This window comes from Cryobacterium sp. PH31-AA6 (genome assembly GCF_030063195.1).
Taxonomy (GTDB): domain Bacteria; phylum Actinomycetota; class Actinomycetes; order Actinomycetales; family Microbacteriaceae; genus Cryobacterium.
The window spans coordinates 131,678-149,756 of the sequence record NZ_JASISS010000006.1 but is presented as its reverse complement, the minus strand read 5'-3'; the positions used below and the strand labels follow the sequence as shown (position 1 = coordinate 149,756).

The window sequence follows — 18,079 nt, the reverse complement described above, 5'->3', positions numbered from 1 at the left end:
CCCCCACACCGACAGCCGCCCCGGAGCCCACAGCTCCGCAGCCGGTCGGCGTGCACCAGTGGGACACCCTCTTCGGCGGCGAGTGCCTGCAGCCCTACGCGTCGCCCTGGGAGCAAGAATTCACGGTCGCGGACTGCGCCGCGCCGCACGCCGCTCAGCTTGTCTACCGGGGGACCTTCCCCGGTGACGCCGCCGCGGAGTTCCCCGGCGAGGAAGCACTGGCTTCCCAGATCAACCTGCTCTGCAGCGCGACCGGCGTGATCGACCTCACCGCGGCCGGCGAGTACCCCGACGTGCAGGTGCAGGGAAGCTATCCCATCACCGGCGAGCAGTGGGCGGCAAGCCCGCACTACTACTACTGCTTCGTCAACCGGTCAACCGGCGAACCGCTCACGGCGAGCGTCGCCGGCCCCGGACCGGCACCCGCCGGCTGACGGTCCGACTTGGCCAGGCCCGACTGGGTCCAGGCGCACCGCCCGGCCGGCTAACGCCCGGCCCTCGCTCAGATCGCGTCAGACTCGACCGGCTCGCGCGGGACCAGCTCGTGCACGCCCGAGATGATCTCGTCGGGGCGGAACGGATACCGGCGCACTTCCGCCTCGTCACTGATACCCGTCATCACCAGGATCGTGTGCAGCCCGGCCTCGATTCCGGCGACGATGTCGGTGTCCATCCGGTCGCCGATCATGGCGGTGTTCTCCGAGTGAGCGCCGATCCGGTTCATCGCCGAACGGAACATCATCGGGTTGGGCTTGCCGACGACATACGGGTCCATCCCGGTTGCCTTGGAGATCAGGGCGGCAATCGCGCCCGTCGCCGGCATCGGTCCGTCGGCGCTGGGGCCGGTCGCATCCGGGTTCGTCGCAATGAACCGGGCGCCGGCCAGGAGAAGGCGGATGGCCTTGGTGATCGCCTCGAATGAGTAGTTGCGGGTTTCTCCGACGACGACATAGTCGGGGTTCGTCTCGGTCATGATGAAGCCGGCCTCGTGCAGCGCGGTCGTCAGGCCGACCTCGCCGATGACGAAAGCGGTGCCGCCCGGCGCCTGCGACTTGAGGAAGTCGGCGGTGGCCAGGGCGGAGGTCCAGATCCGGTCCTCCGGCACGATCAGGCCGGATGCGCGGAGCCGGGCGCTGAGATCGCGCGGGGTGAAGATGGAGTTATTGGTGAGCACGAGGAACGGCGTTCCGGCATCGGTCCAACTCTGGATCAGTTCGGCCGCACCGGGCAGCGGACTGTTCTCGTGTACGAGCACACCGTCCATGTCGGTGAGCCAGCATTCGATCTCGTCACGGGGTGTCATTGGGCGCTCCTCGGGGTCGACCCAAGCCTAGCCGGGGCACGTTTCGCCATGGTTACGCCGTGACCCAGATTGACGCTGCTGCGGCGGGGGAGAGCGGCCGGATGAGTCCGCCCGGCAACCGCACCGCGTATGATTCGAGCACGGTCAGGGCGATGCCCGGCCCGATCGAATCCACGGCGAGAGCGCGCAGCACGGCCGGGTCGCGGTCGCTGATCCGCAGGACGGTTCCCGTGTGGCCCGGCGCGGCATCCGCCACCAGCACCGCCGGCACTCGCACCAGGCTGCCGTCGGCGGCCGGGATCAGGTCGCCGTGCGGGTCCGTGTCCGGACGGCCCAGCCTCACGTCGATCGCCTCGAGGAGCCGGTCGGAGAGGGCGTGTTCGAGCACCTCGGCCTCATCGTGCACCTCGTCCCAGTCGTAGCCCATCTCACGCACGAGCCAGGTCTCCACCAGGCGGTGCCGGCGCACCACCGCGGTCGCGCCGCGGAACCCGGCCGGGGTGAGTCGGAGCGGCCCGTATGGAACGTGCGTGATCAGGCCGGCCGCGGCGAGCTTCTTCACCATCTCCGTGACGGATGACGGCGCCACGCCGAGCCGCGCGGCGAGCACCGACGGGGTGATCGGCTCGGGCTGCCACTCGGTGTGGCCGTAGATGGTCTTGAGGTAATCCTCCACCGCGGGGGTGGTCGGTGGCGTCGGCTTCGTCATCCGGTTCCGTCCCGTCTCAGGCGCCCGTGAAGATCAGCACGAGGAGCACCACGTTCAGGGCCACCAGCAGGACGGCGGCGAGGATGCCGGCGGCCGTGGTGAACCACCGGTTCGTGTAGCTTCCCAGCACGTCCCGACGCGAGGTCAGCCAGATCAGCGGCACCAGCGCGAACGGGATGCCGAAGGACAGCACGACCTGGCTGAGCACCAGGGAGAGGGTCGGGTCGAAGCCCAGCCCGAGGATGAGCAGCGCCGGGATCAGCGTGACCAGGCGGCGGAGGAGCAGGGGAACGCGCAGGTGCAGCAACCCGTGCATAATCTCCGCGCCGGCATACGCGCCGACCGAGGTCGATGCGAGCCCCGACGCGAGCAGTCCAACGGCGAACAGGGTCGCGACGATGGGCCCGAGGTTGGTCTGCAGTGCGGCGTAGGCGCCGGGCAGGGTGTCGGTTCCCGGCTCGCCCTGCAGAGCGGAGGCCGCGAGCAGGAGCAGGGCCAGGTTCACGGTGCCGGCGATCACCATGGCGATCGAGACATCCCATCGGGTCGCCCAGAGCAGCCGGCGGGTCGCCGTCGGCCCGACGACGTCGGGGAAGCGGTCCCTGGCCAGGGCCGAGTGGGCGTAGATCGCGTGCGGCATGATCGTGGCCCCCAGGATCGACGCGGCGAGGAGCACGGAGTTGGCGCCCTCGAACCGGGGCACCAGCCCGCCGGCAACCCCGGCGGCATCCGGCGGGGCGAAGAAGACCCCGGCGGTGAAGCCGACCGTGATGATCAGCAGCAGGGCCACGATCACCCGTTCGAAGCTGCGCGGCCCGCGTCGGGTCTGCACGGTGAGCACAATCATTGAGATGACGCCGGTGATGATGCCGCCGGCCAGCAGGGGAAGACCGAACAGAAGGTAGAGAGCGACGGCGCCGCCGATGATCTCGGCGAGGTCGGTGGCCATCGCCACCAGTTCGGCCTGCAGCCAGTAGAGGCGTCGGCCGAGCGGGTTCCGCAGCCGCGCCCCGAGGATCTCCGGCAGGCTGCTCCCGGTGACGATCCCGAGCTTGGCCGAGAGGTACTGGATCAGCCAGGCCATCAGATTGCCGGCGATGACCACCCAGACCAGCAGGTAGCCGAAGCGTGCCCCGGCGGTCATGTTGCTCGCCACGTTGCCGGGGTCGAGATAGGCCACGCCGGCGACGAGGGCCGGTCCGAGCAGCCACAACAGGCGAGTGGATGCGACGCCGTCCGGTTGCGCCCCGGCCGTCGTCGGCGCGGTCCTCGATTTAGGCATACCGAAATCCTAGCGCCGTCGCGCCGGTCACGGGTCCCGGGTCACGGGTCCCGCCGTCGCGCCGGCCGTGCAGGGGCGCGGGTTACGGTTGAACGGTGATTGACGAACCGCTGAACCCGACGCCCGAGCTCTCGACCCACGGCGTCGGCCCCTGGCAGGGCGATCTCCCGGAGGAGCCCTTCTACGACCCGGAGCTGCTCGAACGGGGCGACACCCGCAATGTGATCGACCGCTACCGCTACTGGTCGATGGCGGCGATCGTGGCCGACCTGGACGAGAAGCGGCATCCGTTCCACGTCGCCATCGAGAACTGGCAGCACGACATGAATATCGGGTCGATCGTGCGCAGCGCCAATGCGTTCGCCGCCGACACGGTGCACATCATCGGCCGCAAGCGCTGGAACAAGCGCGGCGCCATGGTCACCGACCGCTACCAGCACGTGCTGCACCATCCGGATGTCGCGGCCTTCGTCGCGTGGGCCGCCGGCGAGCAACTTCCGATCATCGCCATCGACAACGTGCCGGGCAGCGTCATCATCGAAACGTTCCGTTTCCCGGAGCGGTGCGTGCTCCTGTTCGGGCAGGAGGGCCCGGGCCTCTCCGAGGAGGCGATCGGCGCCGCCGACGCCGTGGTGGAGATCAGCCAGTTCGGCTCGACCCGGTCGATCAACGCATCGGCCGCCGCCGCCGTGACCATGCACGACTGGGTGCTGCAACACCGATTCTGAACTTCGAGATTGCACTTTTCCTGATCGCACGAAGGCGGCGCGGCATCCGCCGCGGATAGGCGCTAGCGTGGTGTCATGACTGCGATCACTGACGATCTGCCCGCGCGACTGCTCCACGAAGAGCAGGAGGGCTGGCAGGCCATACGCGCCGGCCGCGGCGGAGACTACTACCGCCGCACGATGACCCGGGATGCGCTCCTGATCCTGCCGGGCCGGGTCATCACCCGGGACGAGGTGATTGCCGCCTTCGCTGCCGCTGCTCCGATTGACAGCTATCAGCTGCGTCAGCCGGCCGTGATTCGACTGAACGACCACGCCGGCATCCTCGTCTACCGTCTGGAGGCGACGCGGGGCGAGGTCACGACCGAGGTGAACGCGGCGACGACCTACGTGTTCGCCGACGGCGGCTGGTGCGTCGCCGCCCACCAGCAAACCGCGATCTAACTCCTGTCGGGGCTCGACCAGGGTCTTTCGGCAGGGTTGTGGACCCTTTCACCGCGGGCTAGCGTGACCACTAGGCACACCGCGTAGAAGGGAAACCGACCATGGCTGACTTCGGAAATGAGGGGCTCGCGGAGCTGTATCGCCGGGCCGGTTCGGTATCGACGGTCTACGCGGATGTCACCCAGGCCGGTGAGGACCCCCGCCGCACGTCCACACTCCGGCACCGCACCGTGCGGGAGTCGCTCGAAGCGGCCGGAGCCCCGGCGGGTGATGCGGACACGATCGTCGAGCTGATCGAGGAACCGCCGGGCGTGCCCGGAAAGGTCAGTCGGCTGATGGTCGTGCGCGACGGCGTGGTCGAGTTCAACGAGGTGCTCCCGGGGGAGCCGCTGGGCGAGATGATCGCATCCTACGGCCCCGTGCCGTGCCTGATTCCGCTGCTCACCCAGCGCCCCAGAGACCTCAGCTACGTGGTGGCCGAGGTCGGCCGTGACGGCGGCGAAATCCGGTTGTTCCGGCTGAGTCAGGCCGAGCCGGTGGCGGAGGAAGACATCCAGGGTGACACCGACTACATCACCAAGGTGCAGGTCGGCTTCCTGTCCAACTCGCGTTACCAGCGCGACACGGAGGAGATCTGGAAGCGCAACGAGGGCCAGGTCGCGGATGCCATCGACGAGATCGTGCGGGACAGCGGCGCCGAGCTTCTGGTCGTGACCGGGGACGTGCGGGCGCGTCAGCTTCTGGTGGCCCAACTTGCCCCCGCGACCAGGGACATCCTCACCGTCGTCCCGACGAACACCCGGCCTGGTGGGGCGAGCACCCGCGACCTGGAGGAAGACCTCGACCGGCACATTGCGTCGATCCTCGCCCAGGACGAGTACGACGCCCTCGAACGGTTGGAGTCCGGGCGAGGCGAGGGGCTCGCCGAGATCGACTTCGCCGCCGTGGTGCGGTCGCTCCAGCAGGGCCAGGTCGAGGTGCTCGTCCTTGACCCTGCCGGTCTCGCCGGGAGCACGATGATCGCGCTCGACCGGGAGCCGTGGGTCGCGGCAACATCGGCGGATGCGCTCGGTGCCGGTGAGCTCGGGGAGGTCGCCACCGTCGACGCCCTGGCCAGGGCCGCCGTCCTCACGGACGCCCGCATCGTGGTCGTCTCCCACGGAGAGCTCCCCGACGAAGCAACCGCCGCTGCCCTCCTGCGCTGGTCAACCATCCCCGCCTGACCAGTCCCGCGAAAGTGCACTTTTCGCCCCTACACGAAGCGTGAGGGGGCGAAAAGTGCACTTTCGCGCGGGTGCGAGGGCTGCCTTCTCGGGTTGATTGCGGAAATTCGGTCGAACGTTCGGTCTGACGTGTCTATACTGACTAGTCAGTACAAAACGAGGAGGATCGACGTGCAGTCGACAGTGAGGGCGCAGGGCCTGGCCCTGGAATTCAAACGGGGCTCGGTTTACGGCCCCCTCAGCTTCGAGGCCGGTCCCGGCCTCACCGTGCTCTGCGGTCCCACCGGCAGTGGTCGCACCAGCCTGATGCTCACTCTCGCCGGGCGGATGAAGCCCAGCTCGGGCATCCTGACGGTGCTCGGCCACGACCTGCCCCGGCGGGCCCGGCGCGTGCAGAAGCGCACCGGCATCTCCGGTTTCCACGACATCGACGCCCTCGAGGAATCGGTCACCGTCGGTGCCGCCATCCGCGAGCGCACGGCATGGATCTCGCCCTGGTGGGCATTCATTCGCCCGATCGACGACACCGAGGTGCGCCGCGTCTGCGCCGCCGTCTTCGGTGACGTGCCGATCCCCTCCGCCGACACCGTGATCTGGGACCTCGACGAAGTGCAGACCGTGCTGTTGCGGGCCGCGCTCGCGGTCATGAACGAGCCGAGCATCCTCTTCTTCGACCAGGTCGAGCAGGTGCACGAGCCCGAGTCGCGGCGCATCCTCTGGGAACGCCTCTCGGCGCTCGCCGCGGGGGGAATCTGCGTCATCGCCTCCGCGACGGCGCCCGAAACCGAAATGTGGGCGGAACTCGGCATCGAACCGACCGTCGTTGTGATGAACCAGGAGTCCCGCTAAATGTTTGCCTTTCTCTCTTCCGGCACCGAGCTGCACCGCTTCGGCAAGGGCAAGATGCCCAAGATCGCCCTCGTCGTGCTCATGTTCATTCCGCTCATCTACGGGGCGCTCTATCTCTGGGCCTTCTGGGCTCCGGACCACGAACTCGACCACCTGCCCGTGGCGCTCGTGAACGTCGACGCCGGTGCCAGCCGCGACGGCGAACCGGTCACCGCCGGGCGGGACCTGGTGAAGACCCTGGTCGACGGCCACGAGCTGGACTGGACCGTGACGAACGCCGCGGATGCCGCAACGGGTGTCAAGGACGGCGACTACTACTTCTCGGTCACCATCCCGAAGGACTTCTCGGCCAGTGCAGTGTCGGCCGGGACCGACTCCCCGCTGTCGGCCACCGTGCAGGTGGACTACAACGACAGCAATAGTTTCCTCGCCACCACCATGGGCAAGCAGGCCATGGTGCAGCTGCGTGACGCGGTCGCCACCGAGATCGGCGACCAGACCGTGAACGCGCTGCTCGTGGGCGTGGATGATGCCGGCGATGGCATCCGTTCGGCAGCGGATGGTGCCGGTCGCCTGTTCGACGGACTCACCACCGCGTCGGCAGGAGCCGGCACCTTGCTGGTCGGCCTCGACGCTCTCGCCGACGGCGCGGTCACCCTCGACGGCGGGGCCGCACGCCTGAGCGATGGTGCCACAACCCTGGCCACTGGGCTGGACACCCTGTCCACCGGATCCGCGACACTCGCCGGATCGTCGGTGACGCTCGCGGACGGCACCGGCCAGGTGTCCGCGGGAATGCAGGCCGCCGCCGCGGGGGCCACGACCCTCTCGGAGAAGTCGGTGCAGCTGGCCGACGGTGCGGACGCGATCGCATCCGGAACCGGCACGCTCGCCGGCGGCACGGCGTCGGTCTCGACCGGACTGCACGACCTGCTTCAGAAGATGCAGTCGGCACCGGAGGGAACCCCGGCGTCGGCGTTCATCCCGGCCGTTGAAGAGCTGGGCGCGGGCGCCGAAACGGTCAATACCGGGGCCCAGGGTGCGCTCACCCAGACCCAGACCTACGCCGGACTGTCCAACCAGTTTTCGGCCGGGGTCGGGGAACTCTCGACCAAGCTGACCGCCGGCTCGGCCGGCGCTGCCCAGGTGGCCACCGGGGCAGGGCAGCTCTCCGCCGGCGCCGCGTCGCTGGCCGAGGGAGCAGGTGCCGCGGCCTCCGGGGCCGAGGCCTTGCGCACCGGCAGCGAGGAGTTGAGCGCGGGCACGAGTTCGTTGGTCGACGGCACCGAGAAACTGGTCGACGGCGGGGCGAGCCTGGACTCCGGCGCCGCCGAACTCACGACGGGCAGCGGCACCCTGGCCGACGCGCTCACCGCGGGAGGACAGGCGGCCCCGAACCTGTCAGCCGCCCAGATCAAGCAGAAGACCGCCGTGATCGCCAGCCCCGTCACCCTCGTGCAGAAGTGGGAGAACGCCTCCGACAGCTTCGGCGAAGGCTTCGCGCCCTTCTTCCTTGCCCTCGCCACCTTCGTCGGTGGACTGATCACCTGGCTGATCCTGCGTGCGCTGCCGACTCGGGCGCTCGCCAGCGCCGCTTCTGGCCTCCGGGCGACAATGACCGGCTTTCTGCCGGCGATGGCCATCGGGCTCGCCCAGGTCGTGATCATGGTGCTCGTGCTGGTTTATGGAATCGGGCTTCGGCCGGAGTACTGGCTCGGGATGAGCGCCTTCCTCTATCTGACGACGCTCGCCTTCCTGGCCCTTCAGCAGATGTTCATCATTCTTCTCGGTACCGCGGCCGGCCGGGTGGTCAGCCTGGTGCTGCTCATGCTCCAGCTGAGTTCATCGGGCGGCACCTACCCGGTGGAGACGACGCCCGTGTTCTTCCAGGCGTTGCATCCGTTCATGCCGGCCTCCTATGTCGTCACCGGGCTGCGCGAGCTCATCACCGGCGGCATCGACTCTAGACTGTGGGTTTCGGTCATTGTTCTCGCCGTGATTCTGGTCGGATCGATCGTGATCAGCGCCTGGAGCGCCGGACGCCAACGAATCTGGACCGTCGGACGGCTGCACCCGGAGCTGACCATCTAATCGGGCTCTGACCGTGGGATGCGGCATCCATCGGCACACCAACTGCGAATCGGAAAAGGAATTCTCATGGCACGCGCGACCGGAACGAAACGCGCCATTCTGGACGCCACGCTGGAACTGGCCGCGACCAAGGGCATCACCGGCACCACGATGGACGAGGTGGCCGAGCGTGCCGGGGTGGCCAAGGGCAGCCTGTACTACAACTTCAGCTCGAAGGACCGGTTGTTCGAGGAACTGCTGCAGGAGGGGGTCGGCGCACTTGCCGACACCCTCCGGGCGGCCCGCGGGGATCTGCAGGGGCGCGCGGCAATCGAGGCGCTGATCGGTGCGTTGCTCGATCGGATCGCCGCGCACCCGTCACTGGCCAAGCTGATGGCCGCGGAGATCTTCCGCACCGACCGGTCCTGGCAGAAGACGTTGTTCGCGCTGCGGCACGAGGCGCTCGCGGTCTTCGCCGAGGCCATCGCCGAGGCGAAACCGGAGTCGGTGGACCGTGGGAGCTGCGGCCTGATGGCGTCGAGCGTGTTCGGCGCCGTGCTGATGGCCGGCCTCGAATGGCTCGTTTTCGAGCCCGCGCGGCCCTCTGCCGAAGTGGCCGCCGCGATCCTCGACTCGCTCTCCGGCGGCCTCCTCGGCGGGGACCCGCCCGCACCGCGTTAGAATCGAGTGTGACCGGCGAAAATTTGATTCAGCAGCCCGAGACCCTCCTTCCCGCAGAACCGGAGGTGATCGAGGCGCTCCGACGAACCGCAAGCTCCGATCTCGCCTCCGTGGTGGCGGCGCATCCGACCTCGTCCCTGGCCTGGGCCGTGCTCGCCGATGTCGCCAACATCGAGGGCCGCACGATCGAGTCGTATGCCTTTGCGCGGGTCGGCTACCACCGCGGCCTCGACGCGCTGCGCAAGGCCGGCTGGCACGGCCACGGGCCCGTGCCGTGGACCCACGAACCCAACCGCGGTGTGCTGCGCGCGCTGTATGCGCTGCGCCGGGCCGCTCGGGAGATCGGCGAGAACGACGAGTTCGAGCGTCTCACCACCTTCCTGGATGACGCCGATCGCACCGTGATCACCCGGATCGAGCAGGAAACCATTACGCCGGACGGCTACCGTGCCAACGACCCGGCCCCGCCCACCGAGGCGTTCTTCATCCGAGGAGAGAACTGATATGCCAGCGATTGTTTTGATCGGAGCCCAGTGGGGCGACGAGGGCAAGGGCAAGGCAACCGACCTTCTCGGCAGCCGCGTCGACTACGTCGTCAAGTTCAACGGCGGCAACAATGCCGGCCACACGGTCGTCATCGGCACCGAGAAGTACGCGCTGCACCTGCTGCCCTCCGGCATCCTCACCCCCGGGGTCACCCCGATCATCGCCAACGGTGTCGTCGTCGACATCGAGGTGCTGTTCGAGGAACTCGACGCGCTCATCTCCCGCGGTGTTGATGTCTCCAAGCTCCGGGTGAGCGCCAACGCGCACGTGATCACCCAGTATCACCGCACGGTCGACAAGGTCACCGAACGGTTCCTCGGCAAGCGCCAGATCGGCACCACCGGCCGTGGCATCGGGCCGACCTACGCCGACAAGATCAACCGCGTCGGCATCCGCGTGCAGGACCTGTTCGACGAGAACATCCTGCGCCAGAAGGTCGAGGGCGCGCTCGACCAGAAGAACCACCTGCTGGTCAAGGTGTACAACCGTCGCGCGATTTCCGTCGATGAGATCGTCGACGACCTGCTCAGCTACGCCGAGCGCCTGCGGCCGATGGTCGCCGACACGGCGCTGCTGCTGCACGAAGCCCTCACCGAGGGCAAGACCGTACTGTTCGAGGGCGGCCAGGCCACGATGCTGGATGTCGACCACGGCACCTACCCGTTCGTCACCTCCTCGAACGCCACCTCCGGCGGTGCGGTGACCGGTTCCGGCATCGGCCCGAACCGGATCGACCGCATCATCGCCGTCGTCAAGGCCTACACCACCCGCGTCGGCGCCGGTCCGTTCCCGACCGAACTCTTCGATGAGTCTGGTGAGTTCCTGCGCGCGAACGGCTTTGAGTTCGGCACCACCACCGGGCGCCCCCGCCGCTGTGGCTGGTACGACGCCCCCGTTGCGCGCTACACCGCCCGGATCAACGGTGTGACCGACTTCGTGCTCACCAAGCTCGACGTGCTCACCGGACTCGACGTCATCCCGGTCTGCGTCGCGTACAGCGTCGACGGGGTGCGCTACGACGAGGTGCCCGTGTCGCAGTCGGACTTCCACCACGCCAAGCCCATCTTTGAGGACTTTCCCGGCTGGTCAGAGGACATCACGGGGGCGCGCACCTTCGAGGATCTGCCCCGCGCGGCCCAGGACTACGTGCTCGCGATCGAGAAGATGAGCGGCGCCCGCATCTCGGCGATCGGCGTCGGCCCCGGCCGCGAAGCGATCATCTCGCGGCACGACCTGATCGACTGATCGCCGGATTGATCGACCGACCGACCGACCGACCGACCGACCGTTCGGATCGTTCGACCGGTCGGGCTGTGTGCGCATTTCGGTGAATGGCCGCGTCAGGTGACGCGGCCATTCGGCATGACGGCAGGCCCGTGCGGGCCGCCTCGCCCGGGTGGGATTGCCGCGGAACGGAATCGTCGGCATCCGTTCACCGCGCGGTCACGTTTCCCTGACAAAATGTCGGCATGAGCGCCCTTCGCCCGGCGCCCGCGACGATCGCGGGCCAATATCTCCAGCTCGAGCCGCTGACGCGCGTGTTGTTGCCCGAGCTGCACCGGGCGATCGCCCAGCCGGCCGTCTTCGCCGGTGGCTACGGCGGCGGTCCGGCCGGGCTGCACCCCGCCCTCGGCGACTTCATCGACTGGGCTCTGGCCTATTACCAGTGGTCAGGGCTGCCCTACGCGGTGCGCCTGATCGGCGGCCCGCATGACGGTGACCTCGTCGGCACCTCGACGCTCGGCGACCTCGACCTGGCCAACGGTGCCGTGCACCTGGGCTGGACCGCCTACGACCCCCGGGTCTGGGGCACGGCGGTCAACGCCGAGACGAAGATCCTGCTGCTCGGCCTGGCCTTCGAGCACGGTTTCGGCCGGGTCAAGATCCAGGCCGACGCCCTGAACCTGCGCTCCTGCGCGGCGATCGCCGGCATCGGGGCCACCTATGAGGGCACCATTCGGCGGGAGCGCCGCCGCGCCGACGGCAGCTGGCGCGACACCGTGGTGTACTCGGTGCTCGAGGAGGAATGGCCGCGGGTTCGGGCGGGCCTCCGGGCCAGGCTCAACGGCTACGGCACCGATGCCGTGCACTACCGCATCGGCCAGCTGAGCCGAGCCGAGCCGAGCTGAGCCGAGCTGAGCTGAGCCGAGGGTCGGGTCCGCGGATTTCGGTCGTCGACGTGGGAACCCGCACCCGGCACGCTCGGCCGCGATAGGGTCGGCAGGTGAGCGACTCTCCGACGGCAGGCAAGACCCTCGTCACCCTCCAATTCCTGGGCATGGGCGTGGTCTGGGGGTCCAGTTTTCTCTTCATGAAGATCGCCCTGACCGGGGTCAGTTTTGGCCAGGTGGCCTGGTCCCGGCTCGTGCTCGGCGGGCTCACCCTCGGACTGATCGTGCTGGTCACCCGGCCCCGCGTGCGTAACGGCCCGGTGCTCCCACGCGAGGGCATCGTCTGGCTGCACTTCCTCGTGATCGCCATCACCGGATGCGTCGTGCCGCACCTCCTGTTCGCCTGGGCCGAGCAGTACGTGTCATCGAGCCTCGCCAGCATCTACAACGCCGCAACCCCGATCATGACGGCGCTCATGGTGACCCTCGCCTTCCGGGTGGAGCGACTGGGGCGCAGCCAGGTGGTCGGCGTGGTCGTCGGCATCCTCGGCGTGGTCGTGATCATCGGGCCGTGGCAGTACGCCGCCCTGACCGGGGACCTGTGGGGCCAGCTCGCCTGCCTCGGCGCCGCGGTCTGCTACGGCTTCACCTTCGGCTACACGCGTCGGTTCCTCAGCGGCCGGCCGATCGCGGGAGCGACCTTCGCCTTCCTCAACATCGGCATCGGCGGGGCGATCATGTTGCTGCTCACCCCGGTGCTGGCCTGGCAGCCGGTGGACCTCACCGTCTCGATCGTGCTGAGCCTGGTCGCGCTCGGGGCACTGGGCACCGGCCTCGCCTACATCTTCTACATCAACGTGCTCCGGGCCTGGGGGCCGACGAACACGTCCACCGTGACCTATGTCACGCCGGTGGTCGGGGTGCTGCTGGGCGGGCTCCTGCTCGGCGAGACCCTGTCCTGGCACGAACCCCTCGGCGGGGTTCTGGTGCTCCTGGGCATCCTGTTGGCGCAGAAGCGGTTCCGGCTGCCCTCTCGCCGCGGCACGAAGCCCGTGGATCCCGTCGCGGACGCCGCCGTCGCAGCCGAGACTGTCGCGGCCGGCGCGGTCGGCGCCGCCGGCGCGGCCGCGTCCGGTTCCGGTGCGGCCGCGTCCGGTTCCGGTTCCGGTGCGGGGACCGCTGCCTCTCCGCCGGTCCGGCCGGACCCGAGCCGAGCCACCGTCGGCGCGTCCCGTGCCGCGCGAAGTCGGCGGTGATTTCGACCGCACGGTATCGTCGAACCATGGCAGCAGCAGAGGAATTGCCCGCGGGCGCGGGTCGGGATGCGATCGACGAACTGGGCAGCATCCGGCAGAGCATCGACAATATCGATGCCGCCCTGATCCACCTGCTCGCCGAGCGGTTCAAGTTCACCCAGCAGGTCGGCCGGCTCAAGGCCGCGCACGGGCTGCCGCCGGCCGACCCGACCCGCGAGTTGCTGCAGATCCAGCGCCTGCGCGGCCTTGCCGAGGAGGCGCGTCTCGACCCCGGTTTCGCCGAGAAGTTCCTCAACTTCATCATCGCCGAGGTGATCCACCACCACGAGCAGATCGCCGGAACCCCGGGGTCCAACGGTTCCCCGCGCGCCGCCGGCTCGGCCGCCACCGAGACGAACCCCGCCTCATGACCTGGAACCCGCGGATCCTCCCCGGCCAGGCCGGCAAGACCTTCGTGATCACGGGCGCCAACACGGGGCTGGGCTATTTCACCGCCGAGCAACTGGCGGATGCCGGCGCCCACGTCGTGCTCGCCTGCCGCAACCCGGCCAGGGCCGAGACGGCCGCCGGCGCGATCCGCGGACGAGTGCCGGGGGCCGCCGTGTCGACCGTGCCGCTGGACGTGGCCGACCTCGCATCCGTGCGCCGGGCCGCGGAGATCCTGCTCGAGCTCCCCGCCGTTCATGGGCTGATTCTCAACGCCGGGATCGTGCACCCGCCGCGCACCCGGGAACTCAGCGTCGACGGCGACGAGCTCGTGCTCGCCACCAACTACCTCGGCCACTTCGCCCTGACCGCCCTGCTGCTGCCGGCTCTGCAGCGCACCCCGGGCAGCCGGGTTGTCTCCCTCGGCTCCATGATCTCGCGCATCATCGACTCGACCCTGGACGACCTTCAGCTCGAGAAGAACTACAAGAAGTGGACCGCGTACGCGCAGTCGAAGATCGCACTGCAGGTGTTCGGGTTCGAGCTCGACCGCAGGCTGCGGGCCGCGGGCGCCGACGGCCCTGACGGGATCACCTCGCTGGTCGCGCACCCGGGCTACTCGATTTCGGGGCTGACGCCCGGCATCCGCGGGGTCAGTGAACCAGGCCGCGGCGCGCGCTTCGTCGACAACCTGCAGGGCATGATGGCGCAGGGCAAGGACCGCGGCGCGTGGCCGATCGTGCGCGCCGCCGCCGACCCGGATGCCGCGGGCGGCCAGTACTACGGCCCGCGCTTCCTCACCCGGGGAGCCCCGACCCTCCAAACCCCCACCCGCACCTCGCTCGACGAGGCGGTGGCCGCCGCGCTCTGGTCCCGCTCCGAATCCCTCACCAAGACCCCCTTCTCCCTCCCCGCGAAAGTGCACTTTTCGCCCCCTCACGGGCCCTGAAGGGGCCAAAACTGCACTTTCGCGTGACGTGACGTTGCTCTGGACGGGGCGAGCGGATGCTGCGGGCTCAGGTGGAGCGCCAGCCGCGGGCGCGCAGGGCCGTCTCGACCCTGCGGATGACCGACGCGGGCCGGGACCGGAGATGCGACTTGTTGATGCGAATCACTCGCCAACCCGACTCCATGACGGCGTCGAGCCGGTCGACATCCAGGTGGTACTGATCCTCGTCGCTCCGGTGCTGCTCCCCGTCGTACTCGACCAGAACGCGATACTCCCGATAGACGAGGTCGCCCGTCGCGATCTTCACGCCGGCTCGATCGACGATTTCCCCGTTCACCTCCGGCTCGGGCAGGCGGGCCCGCACCAGGAGCAGCCGCAGCTCGGTCTCCTTCGGCGAATCGACGCCGGGCCGCACCGCGGCGAGGGCCTCACGCAGCTTTCGCGCGCCGCGCCGTCCCGCGTAGCGCGCGACTCCCACCCGTAACTCGAGCATGGTCGCAAACGGCTTCTTCCGCCGTACCAGCGCGTCCCCGATCTTGATGAGGTCGTCGACCGCCAACATGGTCGACAACTGACACCAGGTGTCCACCGGCGTCGTGACCCTCAGGCCGCGCACGACGACGGTACGGATGCTGTCCCTCCGCACGTGATGACCGACCACGCCGCGCACCCGGTCCCGGTGCTCCTGGCTTTCCGTGCTGACGTGCACCGTTCGTGCGCGCTCGAGCCAACTCGGCAATGGCAGACCGTGGATCTGCGCGGCCGACGCGTGGCTGAAGAAGTCGTCGGCAGACATCCGCCGGCTGTAGACGTCGACGACCCATGGGTCCGGCAGGTCACTGCCGCGCGGCACCCGGATGCCCACGAACGGCCGTTCGAGGTCGGCGCCACGCATCCGCTTCGCCGTCACGCCCCCGGCGGATCCTTCTCGCGTGCTGAACGCACGCCCGCGCAGCGCGATCGGGAGTTTCCGGGCCCGTTTCATCCCCGAATAATGCCGGACCTGCCCGATCCGCGCTGATCTTCTCCACACCCTCGCCACACCCCGGCCGCGAGAGTGCACTTTTCGCCCCCACAGCCGAGCGGAGGGGGCGAAAAGTGCACTCTCGCGCTACCTGCCCGGGCTAGTGGGCGAAGCGGGAGGGGAGGGTGCTGCGGTGGCGGGACTGCAGGTCTTCCAGAGACACCGTGAAGTAGTCCTGAATCTCGAGCACGGGCGCGGTGGCATCCGTCACGCCGATGCGCAGCACGGGGTAGCCCCGCCCCTCGCACAGGCCGAGGAACTTCACGTCGTCCTCGCGCGGCACCGAGACGACCACGCGGCCGGCCGACTCCGAGAACAGGGCGACGGATGCGTCCACCCCGTCGCGCTCGCAGATGTCGCCGAGCCACACCCGGGCACCGACCCCGAACCGGAGCACGGCCTCGGCGAGCGTCTGCGCCAGCCCGCCAGTGCTGAGGTCGTGGGCGCTGTCGATCAGCGCCTCCACCGATGCCGCGTGCAGCAGCCCGGCGAGGGTGGCCTCCCCGGCCAGGTCGACCAGCGGCGGCACGCCGCCGAGGTGGTCGTGGATGACTCCGGCCCAGGCGGAGCCGTCGAGCTCCTCGCGGGTGATGCCGAGCAGGTAGATGTTGTGGCCGTCGTCCTGCCAGCCGCTGGGCACGCGGCGGGCGACGTCATCGATCACGCCGAGCACGGCCACGACCGGGGTCGGGTGGATCGGCTGGTCGCCGGTCTGGTTATAGAACGAGACGTTGCCGCCGGTGACCGGGATCTCCAGCTCGAGGCAACCATCGGCCAGCGCTGTCACGGCGCGTTCGAACTGCCACATCACCTCGGGATTCTCCGGCGAACCGAAGTTGAGGCAGTCGCTGATGCCCACCGGCACCGCGCCGGTGGCGGCCACGTTGCGGTACGCCTCGGCGAGGGCGAGCTGCGCGCCGCGGTAGGGGTCGAGCTGGCAGTAGCGCCCGTTCGCGTCGGTCGCGATCACGAAGCCGAGCCCTGATTCCTCGTCGATCCGGATCATCCCGGCGTCGTCGGGGAACGAGAGGGCGGTGTTGCCCATCACGTAGCGGTCGTACTGGTCGGTGATCCAGCTCGGGTCGGCGAGGTTCGGCGAGCCGAGCAAGGCCAGGAACTGCTCGCGCAGCACCTCGGGCGAGGTCGGGCGGGGCAGGGCGGATGCCGTGTCAGCCTGCAGCGCGTCGAGCCAGGCCGGGTAGGCCACGGGGCGGTCGTAGACCGGGCCGTCGACCGCGACGGTGCGCGGGTCCACGTTGACGATCTCTTCGCCGTGCCAGTCGATGATCAGCCGGCCGGAGTCGGTGACCTCGCCGAGCACGCTGGTCTCCACGTCCCACTTCTTGGTCACGGCGAGGAACCCGGCGAGCTTCTCGGGAGTGACGACGGCCATCATCCGCTCCTGGCTCTCCGACATGAGGATCTCCTCGGCCGTGAGGGAGGGGTCCCGCAGCAGCACCTTGTCGAGCTCGATGAACATGCCGCCGTCGCCGTTGGAGGCCAGCTCGCTGGTCGCGCAGGAGATGCCGGCCGCGCCGAGGTCCTGGATGCCTTCGACGAGCTTGTCGCGGTACAGCTCGAGGCAGCACTCGATCAGCACCTTTTCGGCGAACGGGTCGCCCACCTGCACGGCGGGGCGCTTGGTCGGGCCGCCCTCGCTGAAGGTGTCCGACGCGAGAATGGATGCCCCGCCGATGCCGTCGCCGCCGGTGCGCGCCCCGAAGAGCACGACCTTGTTGCCCGCGCCGGTGGCGTTGGCCAGGTGCAGGTCCTCGTGCCGCAGCACGCCCACCGAGAGGGCGTTGACGAGCGGGTTGCCCTGGTAGACCTTGTCGAACCAGGTTTCGCCGCCGATGTTGGGCAGGCCGAGGCAGTTGCCGTAGAAGGAGATGCCGGAGACGACGCCGTGCACGACGCGGGCGGTGTCCGGATCGTCGATGTCACCGAAGCGGAGGGCGTCCATCACGGCGACCGGGCGGGCTCCCATCGAGATGATGTCGCGCACGATGCCGCCGACGCCGGTCGCGGCGCCCTGGAACGGCTCGATGTAGGAGGGGTGGTTGTGCGACTCGATCTTGAACGTGACCGCCCAGCCCTCGCCGACGTCGAGCACGCCGGCGTTCTCGCCCATGCCCACCATCAGGTTCTTCTTCATGGCGGGGGAGACCTTGTCGCCGAACTGGCGCAGGTACTTCTTCGAGCTCTTGTAGGAGCAGTGCTCGCTCCACATCACCGAGTACATCGCCAGCTCGCCCGAGGTGGGGCGGCGGCCCAGGATGGTGCGGATCTCCGCGTACTCGCCCGGAGTCAGGCCGAGCGCGTCGAACGGCTGCTCTTTGTCGGGGGTCGCGATCGCGTTGGTCACGGTGTCGGCGACGCCGCGGGAGGATGAAGTGGAAACAGCGGTCACGAGGCGTTCTCCCAGGGATAGCGGATGCTTGACCCGGCAAGTCTACCCGCCCGGCCAGGCTGCGACCC

17 protein-coding genes and 1 pseudogene are annotated in these 18,079 nt (G+C 69.1%); 13 read left to right on the top strand and 5 right to left on the bottom strand.

Features of this window, described 5'->3' with window-relative positions; genetic code table 11:
* Nucleotides 1-434 (top strand): annotated as a pseudogene (locus QMG61_RS07140) (septum formation family protein); the annotation flags it as partial.
* 68 nt (nt 435-502) lie between these two features.
* Here QMG61_RS07140 and QMG61_RS07135 read toward each other — a convergent pair.
* The 3 genes from QMG61_RS07135 to QMG61_RS07125 are packed head-to-tail and all read right to left on the bottom strand — an operon-like array spanning nt 503 to nt 3,294.
* The gene (locus tag QMG61_RS07135; RefSeq protein WP_283493639.1) at nt 503-1,303 is read right to left on the bottom strand and encodes an HAD-IIA family hydrolase; all 801 of its coding nucleotides are present in this window, start codon (nt 1,301-1,303) and stop codon (nt 503-505) included.
* A 52-nt stretch (nt 1,304-1,355) separates the two neighbouring features.
* Nucleotides 1,356-2,012 carry a metal-dependent transcriptional regulator gene (locus tag QMG61_RS07130; protein ID WP_283493638.1) on the bottom strand — a complete coding sequence of 219 codons (657 nt, stop codon included), beginning with the start codon at nt 2,010-2,012 and terminating at the stop codon, nt 1,356-1,358.
* 16 nt (nt 2,013-2,028) lie between these two features.
* Nucleotides 2,029-3,294: an Nramp family divalent metal transporter gene (locus tag QMG61_RS07125; RefSeq protein ID WP_283493637.1), complete on the bottom strand. Its 1,266-nt coding sequence runs from the start codon at nt 3,292-3,294 to the stop codon at nt 2,029-2,031.
* Between the two features lie 98 nt (nt 3,295-3,392).
* Between QMG61_RS07125 and QMG61_RS07120 the strand changes: the two genes are divergently transcribed.
* The 12 genes from QMG61_RS07120 to QMG61_RS07065 all read left to right on the top strand — a co-directional run bounded on the left by QMG61_RS07120 (nt 3,393) and on the right by QMG61_RS07065 (nt 14,577).
* Entirely contained in the window at nt 3,393-4,022 is a 630-nt protein-coding gene (locus tag QMG61_RS07120) for a TrmH family RNA methyltransferase (protein WP_283493648.1), read from the top strand.
* A 75-nt stretch (nt 4,023-4,097) separates the two neighbouring features.
* Nucleotides 4,098-4,466, top strand: coding sequence for a DUF4440 domain-containing protein (locus QMG61_RS07115; RefSeq protein ID WP_283493636.1), 369 nt, complete (start codon nt 4,098-4,100; stop codon nt 4,464-4,466).
* A gap of 101 nt (nt 4,467-4,567) precedes the next feature.
* Nucleotides 4,568-5,689 (top strand): baeRF2 domain-containing protein, encoded by a 1,122-nt coding sequence (locus tag QMG61_RS07110; protein WP_283493635.1) that lies wholly within the window; start codon nt 4,568-4,570, stop codon nt 5,687-5,689.
* 171 nt (nt 5,690-5,860) lie between these two features.
* A complete protein-coding gene (locus QMG61_RS07105) occupies nt 5,861-6,538 on the top strand; it encodes an ATP-binding cassette domain-containing protein (protein WP_283493634.1) in 678 nt (225 codons plus the stop codon).
* Nucleotides 6,539-8,629 carry a YhgE/Pip family protein gene (locus QMG61_RS07100; protein WP_283493633.1) on the top strand — a complete coding sequence of 697 codons (2,091 nt, stop codon included), beginning with the start codon at nt 6,539-6,541 and terminating at the stop codon, nt 8,627-8,629.
* 66 nt (nt 8,630-8,695) lie between these two features.
* Nucleotides 8,696-9,289 carry a TetR/AcrR family transcriptional regulator gene (locus tag QMG61_RS07095; RefSeq protein ID WP_283493632.1) on the top strand — a complete coding sequence of 198 codons (594 nt, stop codon included), beginning with the start codon at nt 8,696-8,698 and terminating at the stop codon, nt 9,287-9,289.
* A gap of 8 nt (nt 9,290-9,297) precedes the next feature.
* Nucleotides 9,298-9,792, top strand: a complete 495-nt coding sequence (locus tag QMG61_RS07090; RefSeq protein ID WP_283493631.1) for a DUF3151 domain-containing protein — start codon at nt 9,298-9,300, stop codon at nt 9,790-9,792.
* 1 nt (nt 9,793) lies between these two features.
* Entirely contained in the window at nt 9,794-11,080 is a 1,287-nt protein-coding gene (locus QMG61_RS07085; protein WP_283493630.1) for an adenylosuccinate synthase, read from the top strand.
* Between the two features lie 224 nt (nt 11,081-11,304).
* On the top strand, nt 11,305-11,964 hold the full coding sequence (locus QMG61_RS07080; protein WP_283493629.1) for a GNAT family N-acetyltransferase: 660 nt from the start codon (nt 11,305-11,307) through the stop codon (nt 11,962-11,964).
* 95 nt (nt 11,965-12,059) lie between these two features.
* Entirely contained in the window at nt 12,060-13,202 is a 1,143-nt protein-coding gene (locus QMG61_RS07075) for a DMT family transporter (RefSeq protein ID WP_283493628.1), read from the top strand.
* Between the two features lie 26 nt (nt 13,203-13,228).
* Complete coding sequence (locus tag QMG61_RS07070; RefSeq protein WP_283493627.1) at nt 13,229-13,612, top strand: chorismate mutase; 384 nt, start codon at nt 13,229-13,231, stop codon at nt 13,610-13,612.
* Entirely contained in the window at nt 13,609-14,577 is a 969-nt protein-coding gene (locus QMG61_RS07065) for an SDR family NAD(P)-dependent oxidoreductase (protein WP_283493626.1), read from the top strand. Before QMG61_RS07070 ends, QMG61_RS07065 begins: the two co-directional genes overlap by 4 nt.
* Before the next feature lie 67 nt (nt 14,578-14,644).
* On the opposite strand, the gene QMG61_RS07060 is transcribed toward QMG61_RS07065, so the two are convergent.
* On the bottom strand, nt 14,645-15,562 hold the full coding sequence (locus tag QMG61_RS07060; protein WP_283493625.1) for an endonuclease domain-containing protein: 918 nt from the start codon (nt 15,560-15,562) through the stop codon (nt 14,645-14,647).
* Nucleotides 15,563-15,701: 139 nt separating this feature from the next.
* On the bottom strand, nt 15,702-18,011 hold the full coding sequence (gene purL, locus QMG61_RS07055; RefSeq protein ID WP_283493624.1) for a phosphoribosylformylglycinamidine synthase subunit PurL: 2,310 nt from the start codon (nt 18,009-18,011) through the stop codon (nt 15,702-15,704).
* Nucleotides 18,012-18,079: the final 68 nt, after the last annotated feature.